We start from the raw sequence: 25,286 nt of genomic DNA on the forward strand, positions 1-25,286 counted from the left end.
CGAGCGCTGTCGCTATAAATAGCACAAAATTAGCTTCGGCGCTCGCTGTCAGATATCTCTCGTTTGCCATTAAGACGGTAAGATGCAGGGATACGTGCCCCAGAGGTACATAAAGTATCGCAGGGTGAATGTGCACATTATCAGCAATCAAAGGAATCTATCTTGCATACCGGTCATGAGTCGAATCCGCTACGAGATTCGCGCGATCGACGTCTCACTCGTATTGCGGGTCCTTCCGCACTTGTGTTCTTCGGCGTCACGGGCGATCTTGCCCGCAAGAAACTGCTCCCTGCGGTCTATGACCTAATGAATCGTGGTTTGTTGCCCCCAAGTTTTGGTCTTGTTGGGTATGGGCGCCGCGAGTGGGATAACGATGATTTTCGTAACTATGTGCGTAAGTCTGTGGAAGAAAATGCGCGTACCCCATTCCGTGAGGATGTCTGGAACCAATTTCAGAAAGGTATGCGGTTTGTTCGCGGTAATTTTGATGATGACGCAGCGTTTAAGCGTTTAAAGGAAACCTTAGAAGAGCTCGACAAACGTGGGGCTCAGGGCAACCATGCGTTCTATCTCTCTATTCCGCCAAAAGCTTTTGAGCAGGTACTTTCTAAACTTGCCGAGCACGGTTTAGCTTCTCGTGATGATGTGGCTGTTGACGACAGTCTCATGAATGGGTGGCGTCGTGTGGTGATCGAGAAACCATTTGGCCACGATTTGGAGTCGGCGCGCGAACTCAACGCAATCGTTGAGCGGGTTTTTCCGCCGGATTCGGTGTTCCGCATTGACCATTATCTGGGTAAAGAGACCGTTCAGAATATTCTAGCGATGCGTTTCTCAAACCAGATGTTTGAACCGGTTTGGAACGCAAATTATGTGGACCACGTGCAGATTACGATGGCTGAGGATATCGGCATTGGTTCTCGTGCGGGCTATTATGATGGTGTGGGTGCCGCACGCGATGTGATTCAAAACCATCTGCTTCAGCTGTTGGCTCTAACCGCCATGGAGGAACCCCTTAGTCTTGATTCTAAGCATCTTCGCGCTGAAAAGGCTAAGGTACTGGAAGCGGTACGTATTGATGATCTGGAAAATTCTTTTGCGCTCGGCCAGTATGCCCCCGGTTATCAAGGCGGCGAACATGTCAACGGGTTCTTTGATGAGAAAGATATTCCTGCGGACTCACGCACAGAAACTTTTGCGGCTCTTAAAGTCAATATTGACAACCGCCGCTGGGCAGGAACTCCGTTCTATCTGCGTGCGGGTAAACGGCTGGGTCGCCGAGTAACCGAGATTGCGCTTCTCTTCAAGAAATCTTCTGACCGTCTCTTTGGTAAGGAGACTGAGGTTCCTGCAGGGCAGAATGCTATCGTGATCCGTGTGCAACCTGATGAAGGTATGACGATCCGTCTTGCAGCTAAAGTTCCCGGTACTCAGATGGAGATCCGCGACGTCAATATGGATTTTGGGTATGGACACGCCTTCACCGAAGCATCTCCTGAGGCATATGAACGTTTGATTCTGGATGTGCTCTTAGGTGAGCCGCCGCTGTTCCCTCGCCACGAAGAGGTTGAACTTTCGTGGAAGATCTTGGATCCATTTGAGAAATATTGGGAAGAGAACAAGATTAAGCCTGAACCCTATGAATCCGGTTCGTGGGGTCCACGTTCGGCTCAGAAGATGCTTGAGCGTGATAACCGTGCCTGGAGGCGCCCGTGATTTCGCATCTGCAACACACGAATGTTTCTGCTATTTCAAAGGAACTTTCTGATCTTCTGGCTTCAAACGGCAGTCTTAGCAGCAGCCGTGTACTTACCTTGGTGGTACTAGCAGAAAAAGGACATTCTCGCGAGGCTATTAATGCGGCTATCCGCGCTTCGCACGAGCATCCGAGCCGGATCATTGTGCATATTGCGCATAATAGTGATGCGCCCGATCAGCTGGATGCTGAGATTCATGTGGGCGGTGAAGCTGGCGCTTCTGAACTTATTATTCTGCGCGGTTGGGGTAGTGCATCAACGCCGACAGAATCGTTGATTTCTGGTCTGCTTTTGCCGGATTCTCCTATTGTTGTGTGGTGGCCGCATTCCGTCCCTGAGAATCCGGGTGAGGATTCAATTGGTAGGATTGCACAGCGCCGTATCACAGATTCGGCACGCGCATATGATCCTATGGCTGTTCTTACGCATCTTTCTAAGGTTTATCAGGCCGGGGATAGCGATCTTGCCTGGACACGTTTGACGCTGTGGCGTACCCAACTGGCAGCTCTTTTGGAGCAGATGCCTGACTCCCCTGTTAAGCGTGTAGTGGTTTGGGGGTCTGAGAAGTCTCCTTCGGTTGTGCTCCTTGGAGCTTGGCTTGGCTGGAAACTCGAGGCTGAGGTTCATCTTGCAACTATCGGCGCAGCAGAACGGGGTCTTTACCGTGTAGCTATTGAGCGTGAAGATGGACAAACGATAATGTTCCGCCCCGGCAAGAATATCGCTATTATTGAGACTCCCTATACACCTGATCAGCAGATTCCACTACCAGTTCGTACTCTAGCGGATTGTATTTCTGAGGAATTACGCCGACTTGACCCTGACACTATGTATGGGGAAGTTTTAAAGTCGGCATTTCCTACTCTGGAAATGCATCCTGCTCAGTGCGATGCTGAACCTTTCCTTGATACTTCTGAATTTCCCGAGGTTTTTGATGCCTAAGATCAACAATATTGGTGAGAGTACTCCAACTTTAATAGCGCATCCTTCTCGGGAGGCGCTTGCCTCTGATGCCACTACGCGTATCTTAGATATTATTGAGCATGTACTCACGGAACGTACCGTGGCTCATGTCTCTCTTACAGGTGGCACGATGGGCATTGCTACTCTTCGTGCATGGGCTCAGTCTCCACGTGTTAAGGATATTGACTGGTCGCGCGTTCATTTCTGGTTCTCGGATGAACGCTTTGTTCCTGAGCGTGATCCGGATCGGAACGATGGACAAGCAATCGAGGTGCTTCTCGCAGATTTAGTAGATCTTGGTTTTCCGGTTGAAAACGCGCATCGTATGGGTCCTTCCGATGTCATGATTGATGTTGAAGCTGCTGCCGAGCACTATGCCTACGAAATGCGTAATTTTGCGGGTTCTGCCGAACCCGTGCGTGTTGAGATGCCTGAGGGGGCATCCGAGCTTCCATTAGCGGGAGGGCACGGGGGATCTGCTTCTCAGCAATCTGGAGGCGGCTGCGGATGCGGTGGTTGTGGATGCGGCGGCGGCTCGGATATATGGCCTGTCCCCATTTTTGATGTTACGCTCCTAGGGATGGGGCCTGATGGTCACATCGCTTCGCTGTTTCCCAATCGGCAGCAAGTCCTTCTGGGCACAGGTTTACCAGAGGATCCTGTGGACGGCGCTAAAGCTGTGACGGTAATGGTCAAGGATTCCCCTAAGCCACCTAGCGAACGTGTATCTGTCACGCTGCCGGTTATCAATAATTCGCGCCATATATTCTTTTTGATTACCGGCGGTGATAAACAGGATGCGACAACCCGTCTTCTCAAGGGTGCACAGGTTCCTGCTGAGGACATTACTGCCGATATGCTCCTAGAAACTCCAGCTATCGGGGCTCGTGGGCAGAAACAGACCCTGATTTTTGCGACGGAAGAATCGCTAGCTTAGGATCCACAAATTTTTCTAGTGGGGGTTACGGTCTTAGGATTATGACTCCCACTTTTATTTCGCGTCCCTAGTCTCATTCACCCTATTGAAAGTATTGAGGTTACTTGCTTCTTGCCGTGCCTTCTCCGCGAGCTCGGTCGGATGCGGTTCTAACCTTTCGAGCGCCCGCAGATTCTTCGCGAGCACAGTTGAACCCTTCATTTTGGGACGCAAACCCTCAGGAATCTCGATACTCGCCCCGTACTCCCCTGCTAATTGCACCAAGAGCTGCACGAAGGAACCACCACGATTAATATCGCTCACCGCTGGCAACATGTTCTCTAGCACCTGCACGATACGCCACCCCGCCAACGGGCTAATGGATGCAGCATCTTGAAAGGTCCCAAGCACACGGTTAGTCAGAACATCCTGGTGTAGCAGAAGCCACGTTACTTCTTCAGCGAATTGTGTAGGATCTAGCATTCCACGCTCTGCCAGGTGGGCAAGAGACTCAGCTGTTAAGGCCCGAATATCGTGTGCTAGCGCAGATGCCGCAATTCCCAAGGCGCTATACGAAGGCGCGCCCAGAGGACATGGGGTACTACCAAGAGCATAGAGGAGCGCATTCAGCCCGAAAACGGTACGCGCGTAGAGGGCTGTCATCAGGGCAGGCATCATCTGCGCTGCCGCATAATCCAGGTTATTCTGCATGAGCCAGGTATACCAACCAACAGCGTATTTCTGCGAAGTATAGGTACAACGTTTTGACGTATGGATACGGTGACCGTAATCTTCTCGCACACCGCCAGTATTAAAAGCGGCGTCTTCAAAGCCTAGGTCGCTGGGGGCAGAAGTATCGTTTGGGTCTTCCCACAGAAGGAGTTTCCTGTTATAGGGTATCTCACTATCGCTGTTGATAATCCTTTGTTTTGCGTACTGTGTTAATCCCGTCGACCATGTGGTACGTCGCATGGCATGATTTCGTGTCTCGAAAGGTTCTATATAAATTTTTTCAGCATATCCGCTGGAGGGAATCAGTGAAAGAAGTTGCTCTTGTAAAAGACCTGTCAACCCGCGAGTGTTGACCACAAGATCCTGCTTGGTTTTTGCCCCTAAGGGGTGGTACTCCATACTGTTTGTGATAATGGGCTGGCCGTTCCTATCGAGCCACAGAAAGTCGCGGTAACCCACTATAATCGGTGGCAATTCTCTTGGCTGCGTACCTGTACATCGTGCGTATATCGCTAGGATCAGAAAAGCTATATCCTCTCCCGCGGTCTCAAACTCGTGGATATGCCGTCCCCAATTCAGGTTGACGGACTCAAGGTATTTTATCTGTGCCTCGTTAAAGCGGATACTTTCTGTCTGGTTAAGATATGCGAGAGCACGCACCAGTTCCGTCTCGGGGGCTGTACCGGTCACCATGGCAACCAGCACATCAAAAAGTTCCGTGTCGCTGGAAATAGGGGCATCCACCATGAAAAGTTCCCCCGGAGCCCGTGGGCGTGGGTTGACATCTGGTATCAGAATGGGTTCCTGCGTTTGTGGTGCTTCTACCGCCTTTTCCTGGGACTCCAGTATTTTCTTTACACCGCGTCGGGTAGGTTTCGTACTATCTTTAGATCCTACATTTTGCACCAGCTCTTGAAGCTCCAAAGGTAGAGTTCGCTCAATCTCAGCTATCATGCTGTGCACCCGGTTCGTGTATTCAGGGTGATGTTTAATCAGCTGTTGTAGGATATTTAGCTGAGCCTTCACCAGCTTCTTCTCAGTACGGAGAAGTACTGCTGCTGATGCGTCTAACAGGGCGTCGATCTGTTCTGTAGAAAGCTGCTCCACAATGGGGGTAAGCATCTCTTGTGCTAGGCCTACCGACGTGGATAGCTGCGTCTGTAAAATAGCGGTCAGTAGTGGAGTGCGTGCCAGGTTCTCCGCGGTAGTTGGTTTCATGCCGCGGTAAAGCATATGGAAGACCCGTGTTTTCCTGGGCGTAAAATCCCTGAGTATTGAGCGCAAACATTCGGTGAGAAAACGGCCGCGGAACCCGTCAAGGTGACAATCTAGATAATCTAAAAACTTGAAATCTGCTGCCGCACCTAGTGCTGTTCCGACGCGGAAGCAGGTCCACAGTTCTCGTTCAATCAGGAGAGGATCCTGGCGGATATGCTCAAGTGCCTCTTGGTAGGTGGCAGGTATTTCCGGGTGGTCTTCAGCACTGTTTCCTTCTGGGAATATGGTACGTAAGGCCCTCCAAAGATAAGAAGGGGTTTCACAGTGGAGGTCCCGTTCCCGTACAAGCGTGTGTAGTACGCGCCATATACCGTAGGCATCGTTATCCTCCATAGCGGGGGTCGCCGCTATATAATCCAGAATCCACGTATCGCTGCGTCCGGAGAGTCCCAAGTATAAACCGCGCATGATAGCGTCATGAGGGTTTTCGAAAGAGTCAGTGTCGCTTCGGCGCGCCGCCCATGAACTGTCAGTATATAAATCCACAAAACGCTCATGCGTCCTGCGGGGGCTTGTCCCCAAAGCTGCTAAAACATAGGCGCCTGAAGGACTCAAAACAGCCTGGTGGCCGCACCCCAAAACCCTGGCAGGAGGCAGGGTTTTAGCCAGCATAGCGCGTTCATCCTCCGTAGCATCCCCTAAAAGAGCGTGAAATTCTTTGAGAGGTGCTTCCGGATTTTTAGCCAGCTTTTTAAGTGCTTCTCGCCGCTTATTAAGCATAATAACGGGGTTAGTTTGCATTCCTCTCCTCCTTTTTCACGGTAATATCCCTGCCGAGGCGCTTATCTAGAAGATTCTGAGCGTGCTGCCGCGCCTTTTCTGCAAGCTCCGTCGGATGCGGTTCTAACTTTTCGAGCGCCCGCAAATTCTTCACCAGCACGGTCGAGCCTTTCATCTTCGGCTGCAAAACCTCAGGAATCTTGATACTCACCCCGTACTCCCCCGCTAATTGCAATAAAAGCTGCACCAGGGCACTGCCCCGATTTATCTCACCTACCATAGGCAGCATGTTCTCTAGCACCTGCACAATTCGCCACCCCGCCAGCGGGCTAATGGATGCAGCGTCCTGTAAACAGCTGGCTGCCCGTATCGGTTTAACCCATCCCCCTCGGAGCAGGTAGGCCAGTTCATTCGCAAGTAAAGAAGTGTCAAGCATTCCGCGACCCGCAAGAGCGGCAATAGATTCGGCGGTGAGAGCCCTGTGCTCAGCTGCTGCTGCACCAGTTAGCCAGCCCAACACGGAATAGGCGGGGTCTTGCAGAACCTGATGTGTGTGGGTGATGGTATCCAGTAGGGCGTCAAGCCCCTTGACGTGTTTCTGGAATCCTGTTGTAGTGACGAACGGCATGCTCTGCGCTGCCAATGTATTGGGGTTATTCTGCAGAAGCCACGCATACCATTGTATAAGGGTACAGTGAAAATCGTCGATTGCCTGAACAGCACGGTGCATAAACTCTTCCGGAATGCCTGCCGTGTTCAGAGCCGCCTGTGCGAAAGGCATCTGTGCGGTCGGTAGTTCGTGATCTTCAATAAGCCACATCATCAGGCTGCCGTTAGGAGCCTCAGCATAGGCTTGGTCGTACATATTGTGAGGACGCGGGCGGTAAGTGAGAGGTTCAACATGGCGTGTCCAGGTGCTCTCTTCTGCGTGAGGTATAGGCGCAAATACAAGGTTTTCTGGATGTTCTAAACAGTTAATCTGCTCTTGACAGAGCCCCGCCGGTCCACGATAATTTGTGGTCGTTTTCTCTATACGGGGTTTTTGACGCCCCAGAGATCCAGTGTGTTCAACCTGGTAGGGCTGGATGGTTTCGCCAGTCTGGGGGTCGGTATGGAATTCATGCCGGTACCCGGTAAAACCTTGCGGCAGTTTTTTAAAAAGTTTTCGGTGCGGGGCAATCACCCGGTACATCAGATAGTTGCCTAACGCATGAGTACCCGAGCGGATACCGGAATTCACGCATCGTTCAGCCAGAAAGTCCTGCTGGGCCGTATCAAGAGTAATGCGAGGATTATGCGCTAAATAATCAATGAGTTGCGGGAGCTGCGAACCGTCACCTGTGCCTTGGAGACAGGGAATAAGACCATCCATAAACTCAGCATCACTCTTATAAATATGCACCTGTGGGGTTGAAACGTGCTGCTCTAAAAGTTGCGGCAGATTCTCGGGAATCATGACGCTGCCCATTACTTGCTCCGCGTGAGACGGTGCGCTAGTTTTATCCGCCGCGGCTTCAGCAGGAGACATGAGTGTTTGCGCAGCGGGCTGCAGATCAGGCGGGAGAGATTCTGCGGTTTCCCTCATCAAGCCGTCCACATCTTGAGTATACTCGGGGTGCGTTCTAGCAATAGCGCCAAGGAGTGCGATCTGCGCCCGGAGTATTTTCTTCTCGGTGCGAAGCATCACGGTGCGAGAGACATTAAGTAAGTCATGAATCTGGGGTTCGGTCAGCTTTTCGACGCATGACATCAACATTTCTTGAGCCAATCCCACGGAGGTTGAGGGAACGGTAGTGAGCACTGAGGTGAGCAGATTGGTGTTACCAAGGTTCTCGTCTGGGGTGGGGTTCATCCCCCGATAGATGTGGTGAAAGATACTGGTGTTCTTGGCAGAAAAGTCGCGGAGCATCGCCTTCAGACATTCAGTAAGCAGGCGGTCACGGAATCCGTCAAAATTCTCCTGCAGCATGTGGAAGAGAGCGAGCGTGTCCGCGTTTTCACGCCCTGACCACTCTTTCCGCAGAAGCCCTTCATCTGTGAAACACGCCCACATTTCGTGTTCTAGCGTCTGAGGGTTGTTCTTGAAGAAAGAGATAACCTCTTCCCGGTTCTCGGATGAGCCAATGTACATGTCAGGAACGGCCGTCACGAACCCCCAGAGGTAGGAGCGCGTGGTATTGGTAAGTCCGCGTTCGTGAAGAAGCTGATGTATCTGCACCCAGAGCGTGGGCAAGTCGTAACCAAACCTGCCATAGCCACGCTCGTTAACGAACCCGGTTATCCAGGTGTTATCACGTTCGCTGAGTCCAAGCATCATGGCTTCTGTGCGTTGGCTAAGGTATTGTTCCGATTCAGCGGTTGAAAACTTCCAGTTCGCCTCACCGGGTAATCCCCGGCCGATGAGGTTTAAGAGCTCAACACCCACATGTTTGAAGGTTCCACCCAGTGCGGCCGCCGTGTAGACGCACACAAGCCGCTGCTCGGTCGTTCCTTCACGGCTGTAGCGGTCTATGAGCTTTTTAATGGAAAGTGTGCGTGCAAGGCTCTTGCGCTCATCCTCGGTGGCACCGGTGAGAACTTCATGGTATTGCCAGAAGGTGGCATCGTCACGTTTCAGCAACTCCCGCAGGCGGGCGCGACGTTCCGTAAGACTAGGTTGCGGTATTTTTGGTGTCATAACGGGCTCTCAGTTTCTGCGTTTAGGGTTGTGCGCAGCGGTGTTGGTCCAGCAGTTCTTGGGCTTGGTCTCGGGCCTGCTCCGCAAGCTCGGTCGGATGAGGCTGCAGCTTTTCAAGCGCACGCAGACTTTTCGCCAGCACGGTCGATCCTTTCATTTTGGGCCGCAAAACCTCAGGAATCTCGATACTGACACCGTACTCCCCCGCTAATTGCGCTAAAAGCTGCACCAGCGTACCGCCTCTGTTCACCTCGCCCACGGCAGGCAGTATGCCTTCTAGTACCTGCATAATCCGCCAGCCCGCCAAGGGGCTAATCGACGCAGCATCCCTAAATGTCTGCTCAATTCGTTGAGCCATCACGTGGTGCTGGCCCAACAACCAATACAGTTCTTTGGCGAATAAAGTAGTATCGAACATGCCCCGATCCACCAGGGAGGCGAGCGCCTCCGCAGCATTGGCGCGCACTTCGGTAGTTTTAGCGCTGGCACCAAGCCCGAGTGAGCTGTAGGAGGCAGCGCCCAGTACTCGGTGCATATCGCCTAGGATGCGCATGATGATATCGGCGCCATAAGCATTATGGGCATGGATAGCTGCCACAAGAATAGGCATGGTCTGTGCGCTGAAAATATCTGGGTTGTTCTGCATCAGCCAGCCGTACCACCCCATGACCGTGCGGTACGAAGGATAGTATTTTGATTCCACCATACGGTGCACGTACTCGATTTGCGTGCTATTGGTGTTAAACGCAGCAGCTTCAACGGAGAGCGCGGCAGCATCGGGCGTATCCGTTCCAACCCACAGCGGGAATTGCAGAGGGAAGCTGTGCTCCCGAGCAAGATATAGCGATTCCCAATACTGGGTGAGGACTGTACCCGTAGTGCGTTCAAGGGCTACTCGCTGGGGCGCAAAAGGCGCAGCCACTACGCTGGTTTCTGCGTCTTGACCCGCAAAAATCAGGGCGAACAACTGCTCCATCAGCAGCATGTGAGGTCCGCGCTCATTGAGACGAAGTTCTGTCCCTGTAGCTTTTACGTTAAAAGGACGAGGGTGATACTTCTTAGCCGTCTGTTCATCTACTATCACCGGGTCCCCGTGCTCATCGCTTAGGTAGAGACGTTCTGTATACCAGGTGGGGATGATCGGTATCTCAGCAATATCAGCGTGTTGTATCTGCCCGTTTTTGATGAGTGCCGCAATGGCAAGGTACGGGATATTGGGACTGGAGAGGGTATAAATACCGAATGATTCTTCTATGAGAAGTTCACGAGCTTCCCAGAGAAGCTTCTGCTCTGCACCGTTTATTTCCAGACTCTCGGCATGTTCCAAGTACTCCAGGATACGCGGAATATCGGTGCCATCGCCTCCTTGGAAGGTTGCTGCCAGGCATTCCATTAGTTCCCGATCCGTAGTAATAGGCGGTCGAGGCGTCAAGCACCCCTGCGGTTCACGATCCTTCGGGGTGATATCCGGTACCGTGATGCTCCCCGCTGCGTTCTGAGGTATGGGTGGCTCCTGCACCGAATCGTTGATGAGCTTCTGGGCCTTGTCTTGAAGGTCCAATGGCATAGACTTGAAAGCATCCTGTACTGTCTGGCTTACTTGTTCAGTACATTCGGGGTGAACTTTAAGCAGTAGAGAAAGAAGCCGTATCTGAGCGCGCAGAATTTTCTTTTCGGTACGCGTCAGCACTGTTGCTGAAACCTCAATGAGCTCACGTGCTTGCGCATCGGAAAGCTCGTAAACTGTATGCTCCAGCAGATCTTGCGCCATGGCAATAGCTGGGCTATACGCCGTCCCCAGCACCGAAAGGTAGAGCGCAAAACGCTCCTTAATTTCTTGAGGTGTTGGCTGCAGAGCAGCATGGGACCGATAAAAATGCCGCACGTGGTGGGCCGAGTAGTCGCGCAGGAGACCTTTGAGCGTTTCATCCAAGAACCTGGGGCGAATCTCTGGAAAAGTCTCGCACATGACCTGAGCAAGAGCCGAAAATGACGACGAACTTCGATATTCAGGCTGCAAGGTGGGATCCCACTTAGACTGTGCGAGTACCCCTTCAGCTGTGAAAGCATCCCAAAATTCTCGTTCCAGCAGCACAGGATCGTGACGGAAGAACTGCTCTATATTCTGATACTCTTCCGCAGACTTTTCTCTCACGTGTGGGACGGCATTCATCATCATGCAAAGATACCCTGGCGATAAGCTCGTCAGCGAATGTTCACGCATAAGTTTATTAAGGTGTGTCCAGGAACGTATGGACCAATCGTCTGAACATTCTTTAACAAAATGCAGAACCCACTCATCGGATCGTTCTATTACCCCTTGAGTTAAGAATTCCCAGAGCTGCTCAGTAGCAGGCATAGGCGGCTCAGGAATAATATTAAAATTCTCATCTCGAAGAGGATGAAAAAGTTCACTTATGATCCTTACCGCACGCGGAGTCGAAGAGGTTAAAGCCCCTACTGCATATGCGGCCAGGGCTGCTTCCTCCCCTCGGGCTTTCGAAAGTTTCGTGGGTGATAGCGTCCTTGCCAACGACGCGCGTTCTTTCTCTGTCGCACCGCTAATCACTGTGTGATAGTCCTCAACGGTAGCATCGTTACGTTTCATGAGCTCCCGCAGGCGGGCGCGACGCTCTCCAAGGCTCGTGTGCTGCGAATAGTTCTTCTCGTCCATCATTACCTGTTCGTATATTTGGGTGTGTAAGGAAAATATGCCTCTTTATGGATGCACCCCGGTATCGGGCTACTTCAGCCCGCCGCGACGTTTAATACTTACAGCCAGTACATGTTTGCAGGGGCCTCGGGTGCCCCGGTATTTCACCCACCACGGGCAGGTACACCGGTATTCTTCGATTTTCTCGGCGGGGGTTACCGTGTAGAACGTGTCCCGCGACTGCACACGGTAAGTACCGCTTTCATCATCCCGCACCGCGCTGGAGTCCACCAGTTTCTGCGCGCCCACCAGCCGCGGATGCATAGCCTGCAGAGCATCCGCCTGCACGGGCAGCGGCCGGTGGAAGTACTCCCCCGCCTGCACATCAAAACCGACCTGCCCGGAGGATGCCAGTAATGCGAGGGCGTCGCGTACTTGAGTCTCGTTCAGCCCGCTGCGTGCAGACATGACGGGCACCTCAATACGCGGCTCAAAGGAGAGAAGCACACTGAGCATATCTGCATTTTCAGCAACTGACGAATCGGAGAGCGCCTGCAACACAGAACCTTCTCCTGAGAATCCGCGTGATTTTTCGGGACTCAGCCCAATGCTCAGGCGCGCGCCTGGCAAGTGGGCCACCCACACGCTTGACACCGGGGTGTTACCTGAGGTGACCGGTTCGCTGTATGCTTCTAGGCGGGTCATGAATCGGATGAGCGGTTCAAGCACCCGCAGCCGCTCCGGTCCGGCCACACACACCGACCCAACGGTGGCTCGGGTAGCCAGCCTCAGTGAACGCACCGCACGGGTTGCCCACATGACGCTTTTCGTGGCGGATCGGCGCGGCAGCCCCTGGATGAACATGCGGGCTGCCGCCGCATCCAGAGAATGAGTGGGCTTCATCAGGGACGAGAGCATCTGTGTTTCGGCGAACCCTTTGAGCCAGCGTACTGGCAGGGGCACTTTATCTTCCTTCACTTCACCGTCTAGGGTGGTGGTCAGCAACCCTTCATTCCCCACATCCATGTGGAGAGGTTCGCCAGCCCGGAGAGAAGCTAAAGCAGTGCGAAGCGGCGGATTTACGTCCACATTTGTCACGCCCACAGCACTGTGGGTGGCATCTAGGGCGGAGGAGTCTACGTCAAGTCGGGCGTAGACACCGCAGCAGGCGCTAAAGGATTCAAACCGGAGTCCCTCGCTGGTGCTGGTCACTACCGGGTCGGCAGCCCGCAAAATGGCGGCGACCATGCCGGGTGGGGTGTAGTAGCGGGTGCGGGCCACGCGCGCAACCACCAATAGCGACGCCGCGATTACATCAGGGTGCTCCATGAATCCTGAGAAGAAGTAAGGGTGTGCCGCCGCGCCTTCCGGTGTGCTGCCACCGCTAGTTGCTAAAGCAAGTCCAAGACTGCCGTCTTGTTCATGCAGTAAAGAAGGGTTTAGATATGTATAGGTTAGAGTCTGTGCCATGGCGATCCCTTCAGTGGTTGGATATGCTAGGTTTTCGCCTTATCACTACTATGCCTGAACCCCGAAAGTTTTGGCCTCTTTTCCGTCATCCTAGGGAAAATATTATCTACTTGTCTCTATATCAGACACTCGTCATGACTTACTCCTCCGTCATATTATGCACCGACAATCTCCATAATTAGTACAGTAGGACATGTAAGAAGCCCCGGCAGGTATACCTGCCGGGGCTTCTTGGAATATATAAAGTCTATATGACGAATTGTCCGTTAAAACGTAGTGCTAGGCCGTAAAGCACCACGGCAATAACCCAAATAACGGTAACTGTAATGGTCAGACGGATTAGGTTCTTAGAAGCCATACCTGAAGAATTCAGTGAGCTGGTCATACCGCCACCAAACATATCGGACAAGCCACCACCCTGACCGCGGTTCAAGAGCACCAGAAGCACGGTGATAATGCTGGTAATCACGATGACTACCAAAAGCACATTCATAATGATGTCCACAGCGGGCCTTCCTAATAGGTCGATAATAAAGCCTGTCCCATGGCAGACCTTAATAACTATACGGTATAGAGACTCTGTGGTCATTCTCTAACACGTAATAACGCGTAGAGCGAAGGGCTAAATTACTGCCTAAGCTGAGTGACACGCCGCTGATATTCGCTGGGGGTAAGCTGAAATGCATCCGGACGGTCTCGCAGTGCTCGCCCCGCATCAAGTGGATTTCCCTCAGTATCGTAAGCGTAAACATAACCGCCCTGAACAAGATAGTACGTAAATTGTTGGGCTACACCCCAGTAGTTGCCGCCTTCGGCATAGAATCCCAAGTCTACCCAATCGCGTAGTTTTACCTGAACTGGCACTTCTGGGGAACTTGTACGGTGGTACAGCCAGTCCAGGAAACTATCACGTTTATTTTCAAAATACACGATCTGCGGAGTCTCAGCAGTAGGCGCAGAGACTCGTCGGCCTCGAATAATGAGGACCACTATGACCGCCAAAAGACCTGCAACAACAAGGGATACAATTGCAAACATAGTTAAAGTCTAACGGGTCGATTTTCCGGGATGCAGGAACTTAGCTTATAGGGTAGCTACAGTTTGCTACTCCATAAATAAAAGACCTTCCCAAGAGTGATAACCGACACCTGGGAAGGTCTTTTATTTTACAAGGCTAAAGATTTATACCTTTTTTCCGGCTGCCTTTGCCTCAGACTTTTCTAATACCTGAGCATCTTCAGAATCTTTATCCTCGTAAGGTTCATATGACTTGAAGGGCTGTCCCTTTTCGGGGTACCGTTTAGGCGAGATCGACAGACCCATCTGAACCTTCTCGTGATATACCTCAACTATCAATGCAACCACAATAAGCGCAATAACAACTGCGAATGGCAATGCAATAATAATCAAGGTACTTTGCAAGGCCTTCAGACCACCGGCGAAGAGCAGTGCCATAGCGATACCAGCAACAATAGCACCCCACACAACCTTTTTACCGTTTGTAGGTATAAGCTTCCCATCTTCAGAGAGCATCGACAACACATAAGTTGCTGAGTCTGCTGAGGTAATGAAGAAGGTAAAGATCAGAACAATTGCGATGATCGACATAAGTATGCCCAATGGGTAATGACTAAACGTACCAAAGAGCGTCTCTTCAACTTTCAGACTCGTCAGATCTGCTGTTCCATTTTGCTGTACCGTATTCGCCATAGTACCGAATGCGGAGAACCAGATAAAGCTCAAGACGGTAGGTATCAGAAGTACTACAGTAATAAATTCACGGATTGAACGGCCTTTGGAGATACGAGCAATAAAGATGCCAACGAAGGGAGACCAGGAAATCCACCATGCCCAGTAGAAGATGGTCCAGGTATCAATCCAAGAACGTTCACCACTATTGAATGCAGCAGTTCGGAAGCTCATTCCAAAGAATTCATGTAGGTATAGGCCGATAGATTCCGTCATGTTATCAAAGATTTTGACGGTGGGTCCTACCACAATAGCGATTGCCAGCAACGCAATAGCCAAAACCATATTCACGTTTGAGAGAATTTTGATACCTTTGCCCAAACCTGAAAGAGCTGAAAGCACAAAAAGTCCGGTGGTCACAACAATAATAATGACCTGCACCCACATTTCATTGGGAATAGCATTATGAGTTAAATAGCTCAACCCACCATTGATTTGGATAGCACCGAAACCAAGTGTAGTCGCCACACCAATAACCGTAGCTACCACAGTAATAATGTCGATAATATAGCCAAGCCAACCATCAGTTTTTTTACCAAAAAGGGGCTTAAGAGTTACCGAGAGAAGATACTTTTCTTCTTTACGGAATCCAAAATATGCCAGAGCCATAGCGACAATACCGTACACAGCCCAAGCGTGAATACCCCAATGGAAGAAGGTAAATTGAAAAGAGTCCGCCATTGCTTGCTGTGACCCGGGTTCAGCATGCGGGGTTTTGCTAGCAAAGTGCGAAAGCGGTTCAGCTGAACCATAGAAGACCAGACCAATACCCATACCCGCCGAGAAAAGCATAGCAATCCATGATCCGGTTGAATACTCAGGTTTTGAGTCCGGCTCCCCCAGTTTAATCTGTCCCATAGGACTCAAAACAAAGAAGCCGCAGACAAATACAATAAGAGTTACAAGCAAGAGGTAGAACCAACCGAAGTCAGTCCCGATCAGTGACCTCCAATTTTCGGCAATTTCCCCGTAACCCGGAACAAAACCCAGAGCCACTAATATTAATGAAATAATTAATGAACCAATAAAAACAGACGTATACTTGCGTGATTTCATATCTCACCCTCCTAAAACGCTTAGGCACAAGTGTAACAAATCTCGAAGACTCCACAAAACCACACATTTTAAACACACAAAAACCATTTGAATTATATTTAATTAAATTAAATTTAAATAAAACACAGCTAACTGCATCAAAATAACTCAAAACCCTTAATCATTTTGTTATATTTTAGATATTATTATAATAATATTAGCCGTAGATCTATACCGAAAATCGCTACCTTTCCACATTTTTACAGAAAAAATTTTAGGCACCGCCTATTGTGCTCCAAAGCTTCATTCTCTTACCCTGAGGCAACTTTACGAACATCTGGTAGCATCATCAGAACCTCCATCGTTAGATTTTCTCCCGGAGTAGGGTCAATAACCTCGCGCCAGAATCTTAAATGCTCCTTATCCACCCAGTGCTCTGATTCTTCTACAGGTTGTGCTCCCTGCCCCTGTACGCTGTACCAGTACAAGTACATATGCCCATCACGAACCTCCGAAAAGATCGTTTCGACATACATTTTCTCGGGCGCTAAAGTCTGCTCAACGGCATCCATATTCTGGCAAAGAAAATGCATCCATTCTACAGCTCGCTCTTCTTGACCTTTTCGCACCCGAAATCTGGTGAGCTCAACCTGCATCAATATCAGCCTCTCTAAATATGGAATGAGAATATTTGTGTTCATGTTCGTAACATTACACAAAATGGTAGGCGCCTAGCGCACGAATACACGTATGCTAGACGCCTTTAAGTACGAATTGCTGCTTAGCTATGCATCAAAACGCGCAATTGCTGCAAACTCTTCAGCCTGAAGGGATGCGCCGCCTACCAGCACACCATCCACGTCTTCTTTCCCCATAATAGAGGGTGCAGAAGAAGACTTAACCGATCCACCGTAGAGAATACGAACCTTCTGAGCAACGTCTGCGGAGTAGAGCTTTTCAAATTCAGCACGTATAGCCGCAGACATTTCCTGCGCATCATCAGCAGTTGCGACCTTACCAGTGCCAATTGCCCATACAGGTTCATACGCAACCACGAGAGTTTCTGCTTGCTTGGCGCTCAAGCCTGCAATAGAACCGCGAAGCTGCTCAAGGGTAAAGTCCACATGAGTGCCAGCCTCACGAACTTCCAGAGCTTCACCAACGCACAGTACCGGAGTCAAATCATAGGTGTAAGCAGCCTGTACCTTAGCAGCGCATAGTTCATCACTTTCGTGATGGTAAGTGCGACGCTCAGAGTGTCCTACGAGAACGTATTTCGCACCAAGTTTTTGCAAAAAAGCACCAGAGATCTCTCCGGTATACGCACCGGATTCATGTACAGAAAGATCCTGACCGCCATACTCAATACTCAGTTTGTCACCTTCAATGAGGGTTTGTACGGAGCGAATATCGGTAAAGGGAGGGAATACCGCTACTTCAGTCTTTGTAAAATCAAAATTCGAATCATCAAGAGTCCATGCTAGCTTCTGAACCAACGTAACGGCTTCAGCATGGTTAAGATTCATCTTCCAGTTACCGGCGATCAGCGGTTTGCGCGACATATTTTCGCTCCAATCCCCCAAAAAATCAGGGTATAGATTCGGAAATTTCTATCTTCTATTTTAATGGTTTGATCACTCAAAAAACACTAAATGCTCTAGGTTTTATCTGGATTTTTAGGCTAGTCAGGCCTACTCCGAAAAGCTACAGATCAAGTTTCCAGGCGTTTGCCATTTGTTCTGTCTCCTGTATGAAGAATTCCCGAGTATTTTCCGACATGTTCTGCAGTATTAGAGCATCAAGTTCTTCTTCGTCGTAATCTTGAAACATCTCACAGTAATCAGTGTACGCATAACGATGCGCCATCACGATCGCCTCATGAGCGCTGTGGGCGAGGCTCCAGGCCTGTAGGGTATTTCCATTCTCAGCCAATGCTTCCTCATAACATATACGCGCATGGGTATACATCGCATAGGTCGCTACCATAAGCGGAGCAAAATTTCCTAGAGCATAGATATCCCACTGAGTCAGCAGCATTGTGAGGTAGCGCCGGTACGGTTCAAGCAAACAGCCCAAAATCTCTGTAAAGGTCTGTTCAGGAACATCCGAATGCACAAGATCCAGAAGGTAGAGCACAGTATCAGCGTCGTCAGCAAGAGAGTAATATTCCAATGCTCTTATCGATATAGACTCTAATCTCGCGAGATATTCGAGTATATGAACGTACTGTTCATCGCCAGAAGTCTCCCGCAAAATTCTTACTACTTGACGAAAAGCAGTAACAAAATCCACATGCAGCAGTTGACTTTCCCGCGCACAGTCTGCATAGTTTTCAAGGGCAAGTACAAGATCTGAGGCGCCCGATTCATACGCGAGTGCTAGATTATAGAGTCCCGTTTCAGGTTGTGACTTAGCCTTTTGGGCAAGGTGCTGGGCGCGTACTATCGCTTCTTGGGCAACACGCTGTCCTGTCTTCAGAATGCTCTGACGTTCTTCTACAGAAATAAGAAATGCGTCTGATGGAGCCATGACTACCGGGGAATCTATAACTGTTGGCATAATCTCTGGAATAATCTGCGCCGTATCTTGTGCACGTTCAGATAAGATACGTATCATCTCGTGTTTTTGCCCTGAGATATTAGTTGTAGTCCAGATATTATTCTGCAGACACCGGTAAGCAACTTTTACAATATCGTATGCAGCGTTATAACTCGGAAAATAATATTCGGCAAATTCTGGGTTTTGTGGGTTTATCTCCCACGCAGCGTTATAAGTGTAGTAGCTCAGGAGCGCTTGAGTAGTTTTTTGATGAAGCTCCGTCACGGTTTTCTCTAGATAACTAGGGAGCTCGTCCAGGTGATCTTCAAGGTCAGTTGCTAGTGTCTGAATAAGATCTCTAGATTTTTGTGCTTGCAGCATGGTGATAGTCAGTTTGTGGTCCCGATCAGCTGCCGAGTTCTCCCAAAATTCTGACGGGTTATCAGCAGAGGCACCATACAAATAATCCGGATGTTCTGAAGCTGATGCGACTTTAGCTTCGCCCATCTTCCGAGGCTCTTTCAGATTTTGAGCGGATGCCTGTCTTTCTTGCCGCACTTCACGTTCATAGTCTGCGACTGTTGTAGCTTCGCGGGAACCAAAGTATTTAGAGAAAAATCCCATGGAATGCATCCTTGCGATGTGGGTTATGGCTATCTATCTATGAGCATATAGGAACGCACCCGGCACGTCCTTGAGGTTGAGAGCCGGGTGCGTTTTCCTAGCGGCAGCGCAATAAGAGTTATGCGCCTAGAGCGTCCAAACCTGGCAGGGTCTTACCCTCAATGTATTCGAGCGATGCACCGCCACCCGTAGAGATGTGTCCGAACTGTTCGTCAGCAAAGCCAAGGTTGCGCACAGCCGATGCAGAGTCGCCACCACCAATGATGGAGAATGCATCAGACTCAACAATTGCCTCCGCAACGGCCTTCGTACCACCGGCAAAGGGAGCAAGTTCAAAAACGCCTACCGGGCCGTTCCAGAAAATAGTCTTCGCATTCTTAATTTTTTCTGCGAAAAGCTCACGAGTCTTCGGCCCAATATCCAGACCTTCTGCTTCGGCGCCGAGTTTACCGCCGGTGAGATCTTCGACGGGTCGAATCTCAGTGTTAGCCTCTGCCGAGAAGTCATCAGCCCAGACGACATCAACAGCGGTCACGATTTCAGTTCCCTTCTTGGGAGCTTCTTCTAGATAACGCTTTACAGTCTCAACCTGGTCTTTTTCAAGCAGGGAATTACCGACCTCGTAACCCTGCGCATAGGCGAAAGTATATCCCATGCCGCCACCAATAAGAATGGAGTCTGCCTTGCCAATCAGGTTGTCGATCACGGCGAGCTTATCAGAGACCTTCGCACCGCCCATGACGACAACAAAGGGGCGCTCAGGATTATTGAGAGCCTTTGAGAGAACATCAACTTCCTTCTTAACAAGGTCGCCAAGGTACGCGGGAAGACGCTTTGCCACATCGTAGACTGACGCATGCTTGCGGTGAACAGCACCGAATGCGTCATCCACATATGCGCCATTTTTACCGGTGAGAGCAACGAGCTCATCTGCAAATGCACCACGCTCTGCATCGTCCTTAGAAGTTTCACGCGCATCGTAACGCACGTTCTCAAGAACAAGGACTTCACCGTCTTTGAGATCCGCAGCCTTCGCCTTTGCGTCCTCACCCACAAGATCTGTCGCTACCTTTACAGGAACGGATGCAAGCTCGGCAAGGCGTGCAGCTGCGGGAGCAATCGAATACTGGGGATCTACCTGACCCTTGGGGCGCCCAAGATGCGCGGTTACAATAACGCGAGCACCAGCTTTAGCCAATTTTTCAATAACAGGCAGGGATGCGCGCACACGACCGTCATCGGTTACCACGCCGTCTTTTAGGGGAACGTTAAGATCGGAACGAACCAGCACGTAACGCCCCGTTACGCCTTCATCAAGCAGCTCTGCAAGTGCCTTAGCCATGGGAAATTCCTCCTACATTAGTGGGGATGTGTGTATTTTCAATAATACAGAAGTCTGGTGGTCACACAGCCGTAAGTCTGCTGAAATGACCAAGTTTTAGCCTGGTGCGGCGCGGATGGTGGTTTAGGCAAGTTCTACCGATATTCCATACATACACGCCTCATTTTTTACTTCGTGGTACAAGAAAACCCCCAACTCTACGGTAAAAACATGCTGTAGAATTGGGGGTCTCCTCGTCAGCTCGTAAAGTAGCTATCCTTGCGTAGATAGGTTTAGAGAGAAGCCACAACCTTGTTGGTGAACATTACCAAGCGGGATACATAACCATACTCGTTGTCGTACCAAGCGATAACCTTCACTTGGTCGCCAATAACCTTGGTCAGCGGCGCATCGAAGATAGTGGAGATTCCTTCGCCCTCAATGTCCTTCGATACGATGGGATCCTCGCTGTACTTGATGATGCCCTTCATCGGACCCTCGGCTGCAGCCTTCAGAGCCGCATTAACTTCTTCCTTAGTAACCTCGCGGGATGCGGTGAAGGTAAGGTCGGTAATGGAGCCGGTAATGGTAGGAACGCGAACTGCGAAACCGTCCAGTTTACCCTTGAGCTCGGGAAGCACGAGGCCAACTGCTGCTGCCGCACCGGTGGAGGTGGGAACCATGTTGACAGCTGCTGCACGTGCACGGCGTAGGTCGGAGTGGGGAGCATCCTGCAGACGCTGGTCAGCAGTGTATGCGTGGATAGTAGTCATCAGACCCTTTTCAATACCAAAGGAATCGTTGAGAACCTTTGCCAAAGGAGCCAGGCAGTTGGTAGTGCAGGATGCATTGGAGACAATGTGGTGGTTCTGCGGATCGTACTGCTCGTCGTTCACGCCCATCACGAAGGTACCGTCAATGTTCTTGCCGGGTGCAGAAATAATAACCTTCTTAGCGCCGGCATCAATGTGCGCCTGTGCTTTTGAACCTTCGGTGAAGAAACCGGTAGACTCAAGCACGACATCTACGCCGAGGTCCTTCCAGGGAAGATCTGCAGGATTGCGCTCAGCAAGAATCTTGATCTCTTTACCGTCAACAACCAATGCATCGTCCTTGACCTCTACGTCGGCCCCCAGACGACCCATAATGGAATCATACTTAAGTAAGTTGGCAAGAGTCTTCGGGTCGGTAAGATCATTGATTGCTACGATCTCAAAGCCCTCAGCCTCAGCGCGTGCGGCGCGGAAGAAAGTGCGGCCGATGCGACCAAAACCATTAATAGCTACGCGTACAGTCACTGGAGTATCTCCTTGTCAGTGCATTGAGTTTGACGGACTAGAGCCATTGTTCATGGGTCTCATGCAAGAGTCTCTAGAGTTTTTCGTCTCACGCTGGTTACGTGTCCGCCGGTGTTGTTATAATCGTACCTTAGTTTATGTGCGTTTGGGTGTGTTTTTATCGGGTATTTTTGTGATTTACCTTACAAAATTTACCAAAAACCCTTTGTTTTCTGTTGTTTTACGTTGAGTTCAGTGGCTCTATATGTTGGGATATGGTTGTAGCTACTCAAACGCAACTGATGTCAAACTAAGACAAAATACATATAAAGACTTTATACTTAGAACCTTCTCTTCTGTAAAAGAGCGCACGACCCCACGCGCCACCACATCAAAGTAGGATTAGCTTGCCCTTATCTATAAAAGATTTTTTACGCAACAGAAGGGCAGGTTATCTGTAGAGAGTCCAGATAACCTGCCCTTGACACGACAATTACTTATGAAGACTTCGGGAGTTCAGTTCCAGGAATCCCCAATTCTTTTGCACGTTTATCGGCCATGACTAGCAAACGACGAATACGTCCAGCGATCGCATCCTTCGTCAGAGGAGGATCTGCCATACGTCCCAGCTCGTCCAAAGAGGCTTGCTTATTCATGGCACGCAGTTCGCCCGCATAGCGCAGATGATCTGGAACATCGTCTCCCAGGATCTCCAAAGCACGTTCTACACGGGCACCCGCGGCCACAGCTGCCTGAGCAGAACGACGCAGGTTTGCATCATCAAAGTTTGCCAGACGGTTCGCGGTCGCCCGAACTTCCTTACGGGTACGCTGCTCGCGCCACGCTTTAAGGGCGTCCTGAGCCCCCATACGCTCCAAAAGCCGGGCTATAGTCTCGCCATCGCGAACCACAACACGATCCACTCCACGAACCTCACGCGCTTTAGCAATAATTTCCAAACGCCGGGCCGCTCCCACAAGAGCAAGCGCTGCTTCCGGCCCCGGGCATGTAAATTCGATTGCTGATGAGCGACCAGGTTCTGTGAGCGATCCATGTGCCAAGAAAGCACCACGCATGACCGCTTCGGCGTCCTGAACGGAGCCATTGACAACAGCAGGCGGCAGCCCCCGCACCGGGCGGCCGCGCAAATCTAAAAGACCGGTTTGTCGAGCAAGTGCTTCTCCCCCGGCGTCAACACGCACTATATAACGCCCGCCGCGGCGTAAACCGCCACCGCTGACGCTAGTTATCTCAGCCTCATGCCCGTATATTTCAGCAATGGTTTGCTGCATGCGTAACGCGGTCTGTTCGGAATCAACTTCTGCCTCAACAACAATCCGCCCAGAAACGATGTGCAAACCACCAGTAAAGCGCAGAATAGTCGAAATTTCCGCCTTACGTACTGATGCTTTGCTCGTTTCGTATCTGGCCAGCTCATCCTTAACGAGCGCGGTAAGAGCCATTGTTGTTCCTTCCCACCGTGAGGTTCGTATGATGTGATGTGCTGATAATGCACTCAGCTATGCTACACGCTCTACTTAGAGAAACGGTGTATCTTGAGGTGGCATAAATAGAAAATAAATTCCACGCTCCTTACCTCTAAAACTTGAACGAAAATAGTTCGTGGTACGCCGCTGCAAGTTTCAGAGGATTATGTACATTGTTTTCAGCTGATGCTCGTACGGGTGCCCACATCACACGCGCTCCCATAGATTCTGATTCTCGTTCCAGTTCGCTACGTACAGACTTGGGTGTTTCGTCATCAGCAATGACCGCGTCCAATCGAAGACTCGGGGCGTATCGTTTCAAGAGTGCTAAATGTGCGGCTGGGGTGAATCCAGCGGTTTCTTCGTCATCCGAAAGATTCATAACCACACAGCGCATAGCTTCTGTACGGCAGATAGCATCGCGCTGTGCTTCTAACAGCAAGTGCGGCAAAACGGAGGTGCGCCACGACCCGGGACCTAAGATTACCCAATCGGATTCCTCAATAGCGGTTAGCGCTTCCGGACATGGGCGCGCGTCTTTGGGAGTAAGCCCAATATCGTGCACTTGCTTTTCTTTTGAGAGGTTAACCTGCCCGCTAATACGCACCCGTTCGATGCCACCGCCAGCATGTTCCCGTAGCACCGTACCATAAATCACCATAGGATCCAATGCCATAGGAAGCACCCGACCACGGGCATTGAGCAGAGCTCCCGCCCAGTCAAGCCCGGCAACGGGGTCTTCAAGAAGCTGCCAGAGCGTCGTAATAAGCAGGTTTCCAAGGGCGTGATATTCAAGAGGAAACTCATCATTATACCCCTCGGGCGCGCTAAAACGATGCTGCATAACGTCTCGCCACGTTCGCCCCCAATCGGTATCATCGCAAAGGGCCGAGAGAGCCATACGCAGATCTCCTGGAGGAAGTACGCCCATCTCTTTACGCAAGCGGCCCGATGAGCCCCCGTCATCGGCAACCGTTACTATAGCCGTTAGATCTGTTGTGACATGCCGAAGCGCGGACAGCGAACCGTAAAGTCCATGCCCACCCCCCAAAGCTGTTACTTTGGTAACGCGGTGAGTACTTTTAAGAAGCCGTAAAGCCTGAGTTGGTAACGCGGGTAGTTTCGGGATTCCCTGGGTGTCAGAGCCGACAGGCAGGTCAGGTGAATGACCGATGCGTACCATTACTCACGCCCCTTATCACGATGCAACACATGCACATTAACTTCAGGGAACGCGCTCAAGCGCCGAGCGATTTCTTCCGTGACAGCGACCGAGCGGTGTTTCCCGCCGGTGCATCCTATAGCGATGGTGGCGTAGTATTTTCCTTCGCGACGGTACCCTTCCAGAACCGGACGCAGAGCTTCCAAGTAGTTGCTGATAAATTCCTCAGTCCCAGAGTTACTGAGCACGTAGTCACGTACTGGGGCATCCTGTCCGGTGAGCGGACGCAATTCAGGAATCCAGTGCGGGTTTGGAATAAAGCGCATATCTGCCATGAAATTTGCGTCTGTGGGTGATCCATGTTTGAACCCAAAGCTCATGACAGTAAGGTTAAGTTTTTTATCCGGTCCGTCAGCAAACATCTCGCGTACTGTACGTGCAAGCTCGTGCACGTTCATGCCCGTGGTATCAATCGTGCGGTCAGAGGCGAGTCGAAGCCCCTCGAAGAGGGAACGTTCGGCACGTATACCGTCAAGTACGCGACCTTCTCCTTGAAGCGGATGGGGGCGACGCTGTGCCTCATAGCGAGCCACGATAGTTTCATCTTTGGCGTCTAGAAAGAGCATCGAGAAATCAACGTCAGATTTGCGAAGAGTTTCAATAGCCGCTGGTAAGTCGTCGAAAACCGCGCGGGCTCGTACGTCAATCCCCAGTGCAACCTTCGGAACTTTGGCGCCGTCCTGCGTAACGAGTTCCGCGATCGATTCCAGCATTTGTGGCGGAATATTATCAATCACATACCAGCCCTCATCCTCAAGGACATTAGCAACAGTGCTACGACCTGCGCCTGAAATACCGGTAATTACCAATATCTGGGGTTTTTGCGATTTATTTAGCAATTCGTCACTCATTATGCAGTTTCTCCTT

General features: G+C 50.7%; 18 protein-coding genes. 3 read left to right on the forward strand and 15 right to left on the reverse strand.

The genetic code is table 11. From position 1 onward, the window contains the following. The first annotated feature begins 162 nt into the window (after positions 1-162). The 3 genes from zwf to HMPREF2554_RS06955 are packed head-to-tail and all read left to right on the forward strand — an operon-like array spanning position 163 to position 3,657. Positions 163-1,716, forward strand: a complete 1,554-nt coding sequence (zwf, locus tag HMPREF2554_RS06945; RefSeq protein WP_013399029.1) for a glucose-6-phosphate dehydrogenase — start codon at positions 163-165, stop codon at positions 1,714-1,716. Continuing rightward, the gene (locus HMPREF2554_RS06950) at positions 1,713-2,699 is read left to right on the forward strand and encodes a glucose-6-phosphate dehydrogenase assembly protein OpcA (RefSeq protein ID WP_013399028.1); all 987 of its coding nucleotides are present in this window, start codon (positions 1,713-1,715) and stop codon (positions 2,697-2,699) included. The genes zwf and HMPREF2554_RS06950 overlap by 4 nt, the downstream gene beginning before the upstream one ends. After that, a complete protein-coding gene (locus tag HMPREF2554_RS06955; RefSeq protein ID WP_013399027.1) occupies positions 2,692-3,657 on the forward strand; it encodes a 6-phosphogluconolactonase in 966 nt (321 codons plus the stop codon). The genes HMPREF2554_RS06950 and HMPREF2554_RS06955 overlap by 8 nt, the downstream gene beginning before the upstream one ends. 54 nt (positions 3,658-3,711) lie before the next feature. Here the strand turns inward: HMPREF2554_RS06955 and HMPREF2554_RS06960 are convergent, their stop codons facing one another. The 15 genes from HMPREF2554_RS06960 to rapZ all read right to left on the reverse strand — a co-directional run bounded on the left by HMPREF2554_RS06960 (position 3,712) and on the right by rapZ (position 25,270). Next, positions 3,712-6,387, reverse strand: a complete 2,676-nt coding sequence (locus tag HMPREF2554_RS06960) for a DUF6493 family protein (protein ID WP_013399026.1) — start codon at positions 6,385-6,387, stop codon at positions 3,712-3,714. Beyond that, positions 6,377-9,043, reverse strand: a complete 2,667-nt coding sequence (locus tag HMPREF2554_RS06965; protein ID WP_013399025.1) for a DUF6493 family protein — start codon at positions 9,041-9,043, stop codon at positions 6,377-6,379. Before HMPREF2554_RS06965 ends, HMPREF2554_RS06960 begins: the two co-directional genes overlap by 11 nt. Before the next feature lie 22 nt (positions 9,044-9,065). Beyond that, the gene (locus tag HMPREF2554_RS06970) at positions 9,066-11,717 is read right to left on the reverse strand and encodes a DUF6493 family protein (protein ID WP_246826026.1); all 2,652 of its coding nucleotides are present in this window, start codon (positions 11,715-11,717) and stop codon (positions 9,066-9,068) included. A 69-nt stretch (positions 11,718-11,786) separates the two neighbouring features. Continuing rightward, on the reverse strand, positions 11,787-13,166 hold the full coding sequence (locus HMPREF2554_RS06975) for an SWIM zinc finger family protein (RefSeq protein ID WP_013399023.1): 1,380 nt from the start codon (positions 13,164-13,166) through the stop codon (positions 11,787-11,789). A 247-nt stretch (positions 13,167-13,413) separates the two neighbouring features. After that, positions 13,414-13,671, reverse strand: coding sequence for a preprotein translocase subunit SecG (secG, locus tag HMPREF2554_RS06980; RefSeq protein ID WP_172461380.1), 258 nt, complete (start codon positions 13,669-13,671; stop codon positions 13,414-13,416). A 122-nt stretch (positions 13,672-13,793) separates the two neighbouring features. Further along, positions 13,794-14,204 (reverse strand): hypothetical protein, encoded by a 411-nt coding sequence (locus HMPREF2554_RS06985; RefSeq protein WP_013399022.1) that lies wholly within the window; start codon positions 14,202-14,204, stop codon positions 13,794-13,796. A 144-nt stretch (positions 14,205-14,348) separates the two neighbouring features. Continuing rightward, a complete protein-coding gene (locus tag HMPREF2554_RS06990; RefSeq protein ID WP_004004609.1) occupies positions 14,349-15,971 on the reverse strand; it encodes a BCCT family transporter in 1,623 nt (540 codons plus the stop codon). A 290-nt stretch (positions 15,972-16,261) separates the two neighbouring features. Continuing rightward, positions 16,262-16,651, reverse strand: a complete 390-nt coding sequence (locus tag HMPREF2554_RS06995; RefSeq protein WP_013399021.1) for a DUF6176 family protein — start codon at positions 16,649-16,651, stop codon at positions 16,262-16,264. Positions 16,652-16,735: 84 nt separating this feature from the next. Beyond that, complete coding sequence (gene tpiA, locus HMPREF2554_RS07000) at positions 16,736-17,512, reverse strand: triose-phosphate isomerase (RefSeq protein WP_013399020.1); 777 nt, start codon at positions 17,510-17,512, stop codon at positions 16,736-16,738. A gap of 142 nt (positions 17,513-17,654) precedes the next feature. Further along, positions 17,655-19,112, reverse strand: a complete 1,458-nt coding sequence (locus HMPREF2554_RS07005) for a hypothetical protein (RefSeq protein ID WP_013399019.1) — start codon at positions 19,110-19,112, stop codon at positions 17,655-17,657. 118 nt (positions 19,113-19,230) lie between these two features. After that, positions 19,231-20,454 carry a phosphoglycerate kinase gene (gene pgk / locus HMPREF2554_RS07010; RefSeq protein ID WP_013399018.1) on the reverse strand — a complete coding sequence of 408 codons (1,224 nt, stop codon included), beginning with the start codon at positions 20,452-20,454 and terminating at the stop codon, positions 19,231-19,233. A gap of 272 nt (positions 20,455-20,726) precedes the next feature. After that, positions 20,727-21,731, reverse strand: coding sequence for a type I glyceraldehyde-3-phosphate dehydrogenase (gap, locus tag HMPREF2554_RS07015; protein WP_013399017.1), 1,005 nt, complete (start codon positions 21,729-21,731; stop codon positions 20,727-20,729). A 476-nt stretch (positions 21,732-22,207) separates the two neighbouring features. Then, positions 22,208-23,173, reverse strand: a complete 966-nt coding sequence (whiA, locus tag HMPREF2554_RS07020) for a DNA-binding protein WhiA (RefSeq protein ID WP_004004600.1) — start codon at positions 23,171-23,173, stop codon at positions 22,208-22,210. 136 nt (positions 23,174-23,309) lie between these two features. Then, positions 23,310-24,380 (reverse strand): gluconeogenesis factor YvcK family protein, encoded by a 1,071-nt coding sequence (gene yvcK / locus HMPREF2554_RS07025; RefSeq protein WP_004004599.1) that lies wholly within the window; start codon positions 24,378-24,380, stop codon positions 23,310-23,312. Beyond that, complete coding sequence (rapZ, locus tag HMPREF2554_RS07030; RefSeq protein WP_013399016.1) at positions 24,380-25,270, reverse strand: RNase adapter RapZ; 891 nt, start codon at positions 25,268-25,270, stop codon at positions 24,380-24,382. The genes yvcK and rapZ overlap by 1 nt, the downstream gene beginning before the upstream one ends. Between the last annotated feature and the right edge of the window lie 16 nt (positions 25,271-25,286).

The organism is Rothia sp. HMSC071F11 (assembly GCF_001809115.1).
Lineage (GTDB): Bacteria > Actinomycetota > Actinomycetes > Actinomycetales > Micrococcaceae > Rothia > Rothia dentocariosa.